Consider the following 11,725-nt stretch of genomic DNA (forward strand, 5'->3'; position numbering starts at 1 on the left):
TGCTGCTTTGATATGAAACGCGTGAAAGTCTCAGCGTGTCCCCGCCAGGACCTGCATCGCCCGCGGCGCATGGCCGTGGTTGAGCGGGCCGTGGCCCTGCCCGGTGCGCACGTCCACCCCGGCGGCAATGGCGCCCAGGATGTAGACGCGCGCCAGGCGCACGGCTTGCTCCAGTGCATGCCCCAGGGCCAGGTGCGCGGCGATGGCCGAGGACAGGGTGCACCCCGTGCCGTGCACGTTGTTGCTCGCGATGCGCGCCGACGCCAGGCGCACCGGCACGCGACCGGGCTGCAGCAGCAGATCCACCACCTCGTCGCCCTGCAGATGCCCACCCTTGAGCAGCACATTGGGCGCGCCCAGGGCCAGCAGTTCCCTGGCGGCGGGTTCGAGGCCCGCGATGCCGGCGATCTCGTGGCCCAGCAGCAGCTCGGCCTCGTCGAGGTTGGGCGTGATCACGGTGGCCAGGGGGAACAGCTCCTGCACCAGCACGGCCACGGTCTCTTCGGCGATCAGGCGGTCGCCGCTGGTGGCCACCATCACCGGGTCCAGCACGACATGCTTCAGTCCGTGCCTGCGGATGGCCTGCGCCACCACGCGCACGATGCCCGGCGCATGCAGCATGCCGATCTTCACGGCATCGGCGCCGATGTCCTCGATCACCGCGTCGATCTGTGCGGCCAGGAACTCGGGCGGCACAGCAAAGATGCCGCGCACGCCCTGCGTGTTCTGCGCCGTCAAGGCGGTGATGGCCGTCATGCCGTAGCAGCCCAGGGCGCTGAAGGTCTTGAGGTCGGCCTGGATGCCGGCGCCGCCGCCGCTGTCGGAACCTGCGATGGACAGCACGCGCGGGTAGTGTTTTTCGTTCGTCGTGATCGTGGTCATGGCGCGCATTATCAGTTCAATTGACATGACCACCTCGAACCAAGGTCCATCCTCCGTGGTGCTCGGCGCCGGCCTCATGGGCCGGCTGCTGGCCTGGCAGCTGGCGTGCGCCGGCCACCGTGTCACGGTCTACGAAGCCGGGGGCGCCGACGCGCAGAGCTCGCCCGCGCGCATTGCCGCCGCCATGCTGGCGCCGCTGGCCGAATCGGCCATCACCGAAGCCAGCGTGGTCGAGATGGGGCGCCACGCGCTCACGCGCTGGCCGCAATTGCTGGCGCAGCTCTCCTTACCAGTGTACTTCCAGCAGGAAGGCACGCTGATCCTCTGGCACCGCCAGGACGCGGCTGAGGCGCGTCGCTTTGCGGGCCAGCTGCAGGCCACCAACGAAAGGAATCCCGCCCTGCCCAAGGTCCAGGCGCTGGACGCCGCGGGTGTCCAACAACTCGAACCCAGCCTGGAGAACCGTTTTGCCCAGGGCCTGTACCTGCCCGGCGAAGGCCAGCTCGATAACCGCGAGTTGCTGGCCGCGCTGCTGCACGAATTGCAGGCCCTGAAGCTTGATTTGCACTGGAACAGCCCGCGCACCCCGGAGGACTTCCAGCCCGGCACCCCCGGACAGCCTGACTGGCTGTTCGACTGCCGTGGCCTGGGTGCCAACGCGCAATGGGGTCAGCTGCGCGGTGTGCGCGGAGAAGTGGCGCGCATCCATGCCCCCGAGGTGGCCTTGAGCCGCCCGACGCGTTTGATCCACCCGCGTTACCCGATCTACATCGCGCCCAAGCAGGACGGTCTCTTCGTGATCGGCGCCACCGAGATCGAGAGCAACGACCTCTCACCACCCAGCGTGCGCTCCACGCTGGAACTGCTGAGCGCGGCCTACGCCGTGCACCCGGGTTTTGCCGAGGCGCGCATCCTGGAGATCGCCACCCAGTGCCGCCCCACCCTGCCCGACAACCTGCCGGCCGTCCGCCACCTCGGCCCGCGTTGCCTGCAGATCAATGGTCTGTACCGCCACGGTTTCATGATCTCGCCAGCCCTGCTGGACGTGGTGCTGGAGTTCGTGCAGGAACGGACCACGACACTCGCGGCTTCGCTGGACCTGCGCATGGAAACCGTGGATTGAAGCCCATGAACGTCATCATCAACAAGCAAGAACACGAACTGGCCACAGGCGCCACGCTGCTCGACGCCATCATGGCCATCGAGGCCAAGCCGCCCTTTGCGGCGGCCGTCAACACCCAGTTCGTCCCGAAAACGCAGTACGCCCAGCAAGGCCTGCACGAAGGCGACCGTGTCGAAATCATCTCTCCCGTCACCGGCGGATAAGCCATGTCCAACACCTCTGATCCCCTCGTTCTCTACGGCGAAACCTTCCACAGCCGCCTGCTGCTGGGCACCTCGCGCTACCCGTCACCGGCCGTGCTCGAAGCCGCCGTGAAGCTCGCCAGGCCCGCCATGCTGACCGCCTCGCTGCGCCGCCAGGGTGCCGTGCCCCATGAAAGCGGCAATGGCTTCTGGGAGCTGCTGAAGAAACTGGACGTGCCGGTGCTGCCCAACACCGCCGGCTGCCACAGCGTGCAGGAAGCCATCACCACCGCGCAGATGGCGCGTGAGGTGTTCGAGACGCCGTGGATCAAGCTGGAGGTGATCGGTGACGACTACACCCTGCAGCCCGACACGCTCAATCTGGTGCAGGCGGCCGAGCACCTGATCAAGGAAGGTTTCAAGGTGCTGCCCTACACCACCGAAGACCTGGTGCTGTGCCAGCGCCTGGTGGACGTGGGCTGCCAGGCCGTCATGCCCTGGGCCGCGCCCATCGGCACCGGCAAGGGCCCCATCAACCCCTACGCGATGCGCGTGCTGCGCGAGCGCCTGGCCGTGCCCATGATCGTGGACGCGGGCCTGGGCCGTCCATCGCACGCCTGCACCGTCATGGAGTGGGGTTTTGATGGCGTGCTGCTCAACACCGCCGTCGCCCTAGCCCAGGACCCCGTGGCCATGGCCGGCGCCTTCGCCGCCGCCACCCAGGCCGGGCGCGACGCCTGGCGCTCCGGCGCCATGAGCGAGCAGGACGCCGCCCAACCCTCCACGCCCGTGCTGGGCACCCCTTTCTGGCATGCCAAGTGAGACACCCCCAGGCTCCGCTCCCTACGTTCGCTGCATGCCAGGCACCTACGCCAGTGGCCCGGCAGAGCCGGTTCCACGGCCTTCCCCGTTTCGATCCTTTCATTCATGCGTCACGGGCCATGCCCCACGCAACTGAGCAACCGACATGCAAACTCTGACGCCCGAAGCGCAGGCCATCGTAGCCGCGCACCCGAAGCTGGCCCTGCCCGTCATCGGCGAGCCGGCCCTGAACTTCAGACGCGAAGACGCGGTCTACCGCCATGCCAAGCAGGCCTGCCTGGCCCTGGGTTTCATCGAGATCGACGCCGAATGCGTGGCGCTGGCCTGGCTGGCCCGGACACAGCGCACAGGCCATTTCGACCCACAGGCCTGGCCCGACGAGCCGGCCGATTTCGGCCTGCGGCCCTGGCCGCGCGACGATACCTTCCCGGCCTGCCCCAAGGCGCTGGGCCTCTATGCCGTGCTGCCCGATGCCCAGTGGGTGGGCCGTGTGGCGCGCGCTGGCGTGCCCACGGTGCAACTGCGTTTCAAGTCCGACGATGCTGCAGCCGTGCGACGCGAGGTCCAGGCCTCGGTCGAGGCGGTGCGTGGCACGAATGCATTGCTGTTCATCAACGACCACTGGCGTGAAGCCATTGCGGCCGGTGCCTACGGCGTGCACCTGGGCCAGGAGGACATGGAGATCGCCGACTTCGCGGCCATCCGCGCCGCCGGCCTGCGCCTGGGCTTGTCGAGCCACGGTTACGCCGAGATGGTGCGCGCCGACCGCATGAGCCCGAGCTACCTCGCCATGGGCGCGGTCTACCCGACCACGCTCAAGCGCATGGCCACTGCGCCGCAGGGTCCCGGCCGGCTGGCGGCCTATGCACGTCTGATGCGGAACTATCCGGGAGTGGGCATCGGCGGCATCTCTGCGACCGAGCTGCCCGAGATCAAGGCCACGGGCGTGGGTTCGCTGGCGGTGGTGCGGGCCATCACGGCCGCAGCCGACCCCGAGCAGGCAGCTGCGAAGCTCATGGCCGCCTGGGAAGCTTGAAGCCACTGAACTTGTGAAGAATTCGTAGCGAGCGACTCGAGCGCCAGGCGGACGGAGCACAGCCACCGGGACGTACTTGCGGTACGTGAGGATGGCGCGCAGCGCCCAACGCCGCGACGGGCAAGCGCAGTAGATTTATTCGCAAGTTCTCAGGTGCTGGCGATACGCTTGCTCACATCGAGCATGCGCGTGGCCATGATGGCGCTCAGGGCCATGGACAGGGAGAGCGCCACGGTGGGGTGCTTCCTGCCCAGGGTCTCAAAATCCTCGGGGCTCATGGTCCAGACCTTGCAGTTGCTGTAGGCCACCACCGAGGCATTGCGCGGCAGGTGCGAGAAGAAACTGCCCTCGCCCACGACGGTTCCCGGACCGAGGATGGCCAGCTGCATCAGGCCGCTGTCGGTCTTGACGTCGACCTTGAGGTTGCCGGTCTCCAGGAAATAGAGGTTGCGGTCCTGGGCGCCCTGCGAGATCAGCAGATGACCCCGCTCGTAGGTGTGCGGACGCAGGTAGTCCGCCACGATGTACCAGGACTGCACGCCGAGATGGCGGGACAACACGCCGTCCTCGGTATTGCGCGAAATGGCGGTGATGAGACCGTTGACCGCACTGTTCTGCGTCAAGGGATTGAATGAATCCATCGGACACCCTTTCCACGGGTCCGACGGACCCGCTCATGTAGCTCGGCGATGCTCGTCCGGAGTATTGGGTGTCCCCCCGGGGCTGTCAAGCTCGCAAGCCCGGCACTCGTGGCCGGCAGCCCGCCGTATCAGGCCGTCTTGTCGGCCAGCTGGACCCGGTTGCGGCCCTGGTCCTTGGCCTGGTAAAGGGCCCCGTCGGCGCGGGACAGCACGGCGTCGGCCGACAGGTCGTCATCGCGGATGGACGCTATGCCGATGCTGGCCGTCACGCTGACCTCGTCGCGCCCGAAACTCATGGGATGCTGGACCAGCTTGTCGCAGATGCGCTGGGCAAAGCCCAGGGCGGCCTGCAGGCCGCTGCCGGGAAGGATGACGGCGAACTCCTCGCCCCCCATGCGCCCGGCCGTGTCGGTGGTACGCAGTTCGTGGCGCAGCAGGTTGGAAAAATGCCGCAGCAGGCTGTCGCCGGCGGCGTGGCCGTACTGGTCGTTGATGCGCTTGAAATGGTCCAGGTCGAGCATCAGCACACAGGCCTCGCCTGTGGTGCGCCGGCGCACGCGCTCCAGCTCTTCCTCCAGCCGGCGCAGGAAATGGCGGCGGTTGGGCAGGCCGGTCAGCGCATCGGTGCTCGCCTGCTCACGCAGCTCGACCTCCAGCTTCTTGCGCTCGGTGATGTCGATGCGGCTGCCCACGATATACCCCTGGGGCGTGCGGTGTTCGCTGAACTGCAGCCAGCGCCCGTCGTCGAGTTCCACCTCATAGGGCACACCGTCAGCAGCCTGGTGCTGGCGCAGACGCCGGGTAAGCCACGCCTCGTCCTGCCCGATCGCCTCGGGAAAGAGCCCTTGGGCCACGGCATCACGCGCAATCTGCTCGAAGGTCCGGCCCTGCCGCAGGACATCGCGCAGGCGCCCGAAGATCTGCAGATGCGCCTCGTTGCTCATCACGAGACGGTCCTGGGGATCGTAGATGGTGATGCCGGCGGACAGGCTGTTGATGCCCTCGCTCAACAGTTGCAGGGCCTGGTCGGCGTCGCTGCGCGCCGACTCGCGCAGGGTCTCGATGCGGGCCATGCGCCGCAAGGTCAGGCCGAGCAGCAGCCCCAGCAGCAGGATGATGCCCGCGACATAGGCTGCACCTCGGTACCAGTTCTGCAAGGCATCTCGGACAGAAATGCCAATCACGACGTAAAAGGGGTACTGATCAATCTTGCGAAAGCTGTAGCGGCGCTCCTCGCCATCGGTCACGGCCTTGAACGCCGCCCGTCCGGCGATCTCCCCGGCATCCATACGGGCCTGGATGGGGTTGCGCACCGGCTTGTTGAACTCGCTCTCTAGCCAGGGATAACGGATCACCAGCTTGTGCTCCGTGCTGCTGCGCACAAACACCACACTGCTCGGGCTCAATCGCAAGGAACCAAAGATCTGGTCGAAATGGCTCAGGTTCAGGGATGCGGCAACCGCCCCGAGCATCCGTCCGGATTTGTCACGCACCGGGACGTAGGTCGCCACCGTCAGTTGACCGGACACATTGCCGCGCACCAGTTCGGAAAAGGCGATCTGGGCCTGCGGATGACTTTGGAGGTACTGGAAGGCCGGTCTTTGCGAGATGTTCCCCGAGCGCGGAAGCGTCGCAGGACGCCTGGTGTCGTACAAAATATTGCCCACGGCATCGTAGATGAAGATGTCGCGCAGCTCGGGGAACTGCACCTTGTAGGGCAGGAGGATGTCCGCCACCTCGCGCTCGTGCTGCGCCGCGGTCGCGGCGCGCATGGTGCTGGCCGACAGCCGGTTGGCGATCTGGTGCAGCGTGGCATCCATGCGCCGCAAGGCGGAGGCCAGCTGGCCATCGATGGTCTGCGCCAGGTTTTCCGCATGGTCCGAGGCCCGCGCCAGCGTCATGTCATAGCTGATCTTCTGCTGCCAGGCGAGCATCAGCACCAGGCCCGCGAAACCCAGCACAAGCATGCGGATCTGGACGCGGGGTTTCATGAGCATGACTGGCGCCGTGGCTTCAGCCGATCCAGCGGCGCGCGTTGCGCCAGATCTGCATCCAGGGACTGTGCGCGCTCGGGTCGAGCGAAGTCCAGCTCGTCTGGATGTTGCGGAACACGCGCTCGGGGTGCGGCATCATGGCCGTGAACCGCCCATCGGCCGTGGTGACCGCGGTCAGGCCGCCGGCACTGCCATTGGGGTTGCAGGGATAGGCCTCGGTGGCCGCGCCCGTGTTGTCCACGAAGCGCATCGCCGCGATCGCCTTGGCCGCGTTGCCGCGGTAGGCAAAGTTGGCGTAACCCTCGCCATGCGCCACGGCAATCGGCAGGCGGCTGCCGGCCATGCCCTGCAGGAACAGGCTGGGCGATTCGAGCACTTCCACCAAAGACAGGCGTGCCTCGAAACGTTCGCTGCGGTTGGTCGTGAAACGCGGCCAGTCCTGCGCCCCGGGGATGATGTCGGCCAGCTCGGCGAACATCTGGCAGCCATTGCACACGCCCAGGCCAAAGGTGTCGAGGCGGGCGAAGAAGGCCTGGAACTGCTCGGACAACCCCTTGTTGAAGGTGATGGAACGCGCCCAGCCGATACCGGCACCCAGCGTGTCGCCGTAGCTGAAACCACCGCAGGCCACCACCCCCTTGAAATCTTTCAGGTTCGCGCGGCCGTTCTGCAGGTCGGTCATGTGCACGTCATAGGCCTCGAAGCCGGCCTCGGTGAAGGCATAGGCCATCTCCACGTGCGAGTTCACGCCCTGCTCGCGCAGCACGGCCACCTTCGGCCGGCTCTTGAGCAGCGCGGGTGCGAGACCTTGCGCCGGATCGAAGGTGAGGTGCACGTGCAGGCCGGGGTCGCTGGGCGCGCCGGCAGCTGCGTGCTCCTGGTCGGCACAAGCGGTGTTGTCGCGCTGCCGGTTGATCTTCCAGCTCACGCTGTCCCAGACCTGGTGCAGATCGAAAAGTTTGGCAGAGAACACCGCCTTGGCATCGCGCCAGACCTGCAGTTCGCCCACACCGGCGCCAACCGTTGCACCAGCCGGCCGCGTCTTGCCGACCACGTGGCTGTGTTTGGACAGACCATGTTCGCGCAGCACCTGCATCACCGCATCGCGGTCTTCGCTCCTGACCTGCAGCAGCACACCGAGTTCCTCGTTGAACAGGGCCTTGAGCGTGAGCTCCTCGCGGCGTGCACCGACCTGGGAGGCCCAGTTCTTGCTGTCGCCGGTGTCCATGCGGCTGTCGGAGATGCCGTCGCCCTCCGTCACCAGCAGGTCCACATTGAGCGCCACGCCCACGTGGCCGGCAAAGGCCATCTCGGCCGCTGCGGCCAGCAGACCACCGTCGCTGCGGTCGTGGTAGGCCAGGATCCTGCCCTGGGTACGCAGGGCGTTCACGGCCTTGACCAGGTTGATCAGGTCCTGTGGATCGTCCAGGTCCGGCACCGTGTCACCGGTCTGGTTCAGCGTCTGCGCAAGGATGGAACCCGCCATGCGGTTCTTGCCGCGGCCCAGGTCGACCAGCAGCAGCGTGGTATCGGCCGTGTTGTCCAGTTGCGGTGTCAGCGTGCCGCGCACATCGCCCAGCGTGGCGAAGGCGCTCACGATCAGCGAAACCGGCGAGGTGACCTTCTTTTTGTGATGGCCATCACTCCACTGCGTACGCATGGACAGGCTGTCCTTGCCCACGGGGATGGAGATGCCCAGCGCCGGGCACAGCTCCATGCCCACGGCCTGCACGGTGGCATACAGCGCGGCGTCCTCACCGGGCTCGCCGCAGGCGGCCATCCAGTTGGCCGAGAGCTTGACACGCGAAAGCTCGATGGGTGCGGCCAGCAGATTGGTGATGGCCTCGGCCACGGCCATGCGGCCCGAAGCCGGCGCGTCGATTGCGGCCAGCGGCGTGCGTTCGCCCATGCTCATGGCCTCGCCCTTGAAACCGGCGTAGTCGGCCAGGGTCACGGCCACGTCGGCCACCGGCACCTGCCAGGGCCCGACCATCTGGTCACGATGGGTGAGGCCGCCCACGGTGCGGTCACCGATGGTGATGAGGAAACGCTTGGAGGCGACGGTCGGGTGGCTCAGCACGTCGATCACGGCCTTCTGCAGTTCCACCCCCGTCAGGTCCAGCGGCTTGAAGCTGCGCGCGATCGACTTCACGTCGCGGTGCATCTTGGGCGGCTTGCCCAGCAGCACGTTCATGGGCATATTCACCGGTGCCCCCACGCTCCCCACTGCGTGTGGTTCGCTGCCCCCCGAGGGAGCCCTCGCGCCTTGGGACGGCCCGGCGCCGCTCACGCCATTGCCTTCGTACACCACCAAATCGCGCTCTTCGGTGGCCACGCCGACCACGGCAAAGGGGCAACGCTCGCGTTCACAGAAAGACTTGAACTGCTCCAGCGACTCGGGCGCAATGGCCATCACATAACGTTCCTGGCTCTCGTTGCACCAGATTTCCTTGGGCGCCAGGCCGGACTCTTCGAGCGGCACGGCGCGCAGGTCGAAACGCGCACCGCGGCCGGCGTCGTTGCTGAGCTCGGGGAAGGCATTGGACAGGCCGCCGGCACCCACGTCATGGATGGCCAGGATGGGGTTCTTGTCGCCTTGCGACCAGCAGTGGTTGATGACCTCCTGTGCGCGGCGCTCGATCTCGGGGTTGCCGCGCTGCACCGAATCAAAGTCCAGCTCGGCCGCGTTGGCGCCGGTGGCCATGGAGCTGGCCGCACCACCGCCCATGCCGATGCGCATGCCGGGGCCGCCAAGCTGGATCAGCAGGGTGCCGGCCGGGAACAGGATCTTCTGGGTCTGGCCGGCGTCAATGACACCGACACCGCCGGCGATCATGATGGGCTTGTGGTACGCACGCTGCACCGTGTCCACATCACTGGCCACGGTCTGCTCGTACTCACGGAAATAACCCGCCAGGTTGGGGCGTCCGAATTCGTTGTTGAAGGCCGCGCCCCCCAGCGGGCCCTCGGTCATGATCTGCAGCGGGCTGGCAATGTGCTCGGGTTTGCCGCCCTTTTCATCGGACCAGCCACCCCAGAGCCTGGAGACGGTGAAGCCGGTCAGGCCGGCCTTGGGCTTGGAGCCGCGGCCGGTGGCGCCTTCGTCACGGATCTCGCCGCCGGCACCCGTGGAGGCGCCCGGGAAGGGCGAGATGGCGGTCGGGTGGTTGTGCGTCTCGACCTTCATCAGCACGTGGTTCATGGCCTCGGACTTCTGGTAGCCGGGTGCGCTGCCCTGCCCCATGCGGGCCACGAAACGCTCGACGCCATGGCCTTCCATGATGGAGGCATTGTCCGAATAGGCCACCACCGTGTGCTGGGGAGCGAGCTGGTGGGTGTTGCGAATCATGCCGAACATGCTGCGCTGCTGGCGCACACCGTCGATGCTGAAGTCGGCGTTGAAAATCTTGTGGCGGCAGTGCTCGCTGTTGGCCTGGGCGAACATCATGAGCTCGACGTCGGTCGGGTTGCGCTTGAGGTCACGGAAGGCCTGCACCAGGTACTCGATCTCGTCTTCGGCCAGGGCCAGGCCGAATTGCACATTGGCCTTTTCCAGTGCGGCGCGACCGCCCTCCAGGATGTCCACGTGCTCCATCGGTGCCGGGTGCAGCTCGGTGAACAGGGCGCAGGCCTCCTCACGGGTGGCCACGGCGCTTTCGGTCATGCGATCGTGCAGCAAGGCGGCCACCTGCCCCAGCTGCTCTGTCGTCAGGGCGTTCTTGCCGAGCAGGCCCGATTTGAGCGTCAGGCGGTATTCGACCACGCGTTCCACGCGGTGCACGGCCAGGCCGCAGTTGTGGGCAATGTCGGTGGCCTTGGAAGCCCAGGGCGAGACCGTGCCCAGGCGCGGCGCCACCACCACCAGCGGGCCTTCGGCCGGGCCAGCATAGGGATCGCCATAGGCCAGGAGCGCGGCGAGCTGCTGTTTCAGCTCAGTGGTCGGAGCTTGGTCACTGGCCACCAGGTGCACATAACGCGCGGCGATGCCGCTGATCTTGTCGTGGATGCCCTGCAACCGGGGCAGAAGCTGCTGGATACGAAAGGGGCTGAGGGCGCTGCCGCCTTCGAAAGAGGAGATGTGCAGGGTCACGGGGGTGGCCTTGAAGGTCGGAGGGGGAAACGCAAGATTTTACCCGCTACCCCATGCTCGATCAGGCCGCGGCGGGCATGAAAGCGCCGGCGATGGGATAATTCCGCCCCATGACGATCACCTACAAAGACGAAGCCGGCATCGCCGGCATGCGCCTGGCCTGCCGGCTGGCGGCCGAAGTGCTGGATTACCTGACCCCCCACGTGAAACCCGGCATCACCACCGGCGAGATTGACCGCCTCGCGGCCGAATGCATGAAGGCCCAGGGCACGACCTCGGCCACCCTGGGTTACCAGCCGCCCGGCTACCCGCCCTTCCCGGCCTCGCTGTGCACCTCGATCAACCATGTGGTCTGCCACGGCATCCCCGGCGACAAGGTGCTCAAGAAGGGCGATATCGTCAATATCGACGTCACCGTCATCAAGGACGGCTGGTTCGGCGACACCAGCCGCATGTTCATCGTCGGCGACGCCTCCATTGCCGCCAAGCGCCTGTGCTCCTTCACCTACGAGGCCATGTGGCACGGCATCGAGCAGGTCAAGCCCGGCGCCCGCCTGGGCGACATCGGCTGGGCCATCCAGAAATTCGCCGAGAGCAACGGCTTTTCCGTGGTGCGCGAGTTCTGCGGCCACGGCATCGGCCAGGTCTTCCACGAGGAGCCCCAGGTGCTGCACTACGGCAAGCCCGGCACGCTGGAGGAACTGAAACCCGGCATGACCTTCACCATCGAGCCCATGATCAATGCCGGCAAGCGCGACATCAAGGAACTGGGCGACGGCTGGACCATCGTCACCAAGGACCACTCGCTCTCGGCCCAGTGGGAACACACCGTGCTGGTCACGCCCACGGGCTACGAGGTGCTGACACTGTCGGCCGGCAGCCCGCCGGTGCCGGACTTCGTGAAAAGCGCGGCCCTGACGGCCTGAATCGGTGCCGATCGGGCCTGATTCCTGCT

The 11,725-nt window shown here is 66.7% G+C and carries 9 protein-coding genes; 5 read left to right on the forward strand and 4 right to left on the reverse strand.

Annotated elements, in window-relative coordinates; all coding sequences use genetic code 11:
• Nucleotides 1-30: 30 nt before the first annotated feature.
• Nucleotides 31-882 carry a bifunctional hydroxymethylpyrimidine kinase/phosphomethylpyrimidine kinase gene (thiD, locus tag AC1RRP_RS15190; RefSeq protein ID WP_493037604.1) on the reverse strand — a complete coding sequence of 284 codons (852 nt, stop codon included), beginning with the start codon at nucleotides 880-882 and terminating at the stop codon, nucleotides 31-33.
• 25 nt (nucleotides 883-907) lie between these two features.
• Here thiD and AC1RRP_RS15195 point away from each other — a divergent pair, with 25 nt between their 5' ends.
• From AC1RRP_RS15195 to thiE, 4 genes are all read left to right on the forward strand, one after another.
• Nucleotides 908-2,005 (forward strand): FAD-dependent oxidoreductase, encoded by a 1,098-nt coding sequence (locus AC1RRP_RS15195; RefSeq protein ID WP_493037606.1) that lies wholly within the window; start codon nucleotides 908-910, stop codon nucleotides 2,003-2,005.
• 5 nt (nucleotides 2,006-2,010) lie between these two features.
• Nucleotides 2,011-2,208, forward strand: a complete 198-nt coding sequence (thiS, locus tag AC1RRP_RS15200; RefSeq protein ID WP_493037608.1) for a sulfur carrier protein ThiS — start codon at nucleotides 2,011-2,013, stop codon at nucleotides 2,206-2,208.
• Nucleotides 2,209-2,211: 3 nt separating this feature from the next.
• Nucleotides 2,212-3,009, forward strand: coding sequence for a thiazole synthase (locus AC1RRP_RS15205; RefSeq protein WP_493037610.1), 798 nt, complete (start codon nucleotides 2,212-2,214; stop codon nucleotides 3,007-3,009).
• A gap of 145 nt (nucleotides 3,010-3,154) precedes the next feature.
• Nucleotides 3,155-4,045 (forward strand): thiamine phosphate synthase, encoded by an 891-nt coding sequence (gene thiE, locus AC1RRP_RS15210; protein WP_493037612.1) that lies wholly within the window; start codon nucleotides 3,155-3,157, stop codon nucleotides 4,043-4,045.
• A 149-nt stretch (nucleotides 4,046-4,194) separates the two neighbouring features.
• Here thiE and AC1RRP_RS15215 read toward each other — a convergent pair whose 3' ends face one another.
• The 3 genes from AC1RRP_RS15215 to purL all read right to left on the reverse strand — a co-directional run bounded on the left by AC1RRP_RS15215 (nucleotide 4,195) and on the right by purL (nucleotide 10,770).
• Nucleotides 4,195-4,686, reverse strand: a complete 492-nt coding sequence (locus AC1RRP_RS15215; protein ID WP_493037614.1) for a Crp/Fnr family transcriptional regulator — start codon at nucleotides 4,684-4,686, stop codon at nucleotides 4,195-4,197.
• Between the two features lie 128 nt (nucleotides 4,687-4,814).
• Nucleotides 4,815-6,677 carry a sensor domain-containing diguanylate cyclase gene (locus AC1RRP_RS15220; protein WP_493037616.1) on the reverse strand — a complete coding sequence of 621 codons (1,863 nt, stop codon included), beginning with the start codon at nucleotides 6,675-6,677 and terminating at the stop codon, nucleotides 4,815-4,817.
• Between the two features lie 22 nt (nucleotides 6,678-6,699).
• Nucleotides 6,700-10,770, reverse strand: a complete 4,071-nt coding sequence (gene purL / locus AC1RRP_RS15225; RefSeq protein WP_493037618.1) for a phosphoribosylformylglycinamidine synthase — start codon at nucleotides 10,768-10,770, stop codon at nucleotides 6,700-6,702.
• 110 nt (nucleotides 10,771-10,880) lie between these two features.
• Between purL and map the strand changes: the two genes are divergently transcribed.
• Nucleotides 10,881-11,696: a type I methionyl aminopeptidase gene (map, locus tag AC1RRP_RS15230; protein WP_493037620.1), complete on the forward strand. Its 816-nt coding sequence runs from the start codon at nucleotides 10,881-10,883 to the stop codon at nucleotides 11,694-11,696.
• The last annotated feature ends 29 nt before the right edge of the window (nucleotides 11,697-11,725 follow it).

The sequence above is a fragment of the Hylemonella sp. GW821-FHT12C09 genome, assembly GCF_058807395.1.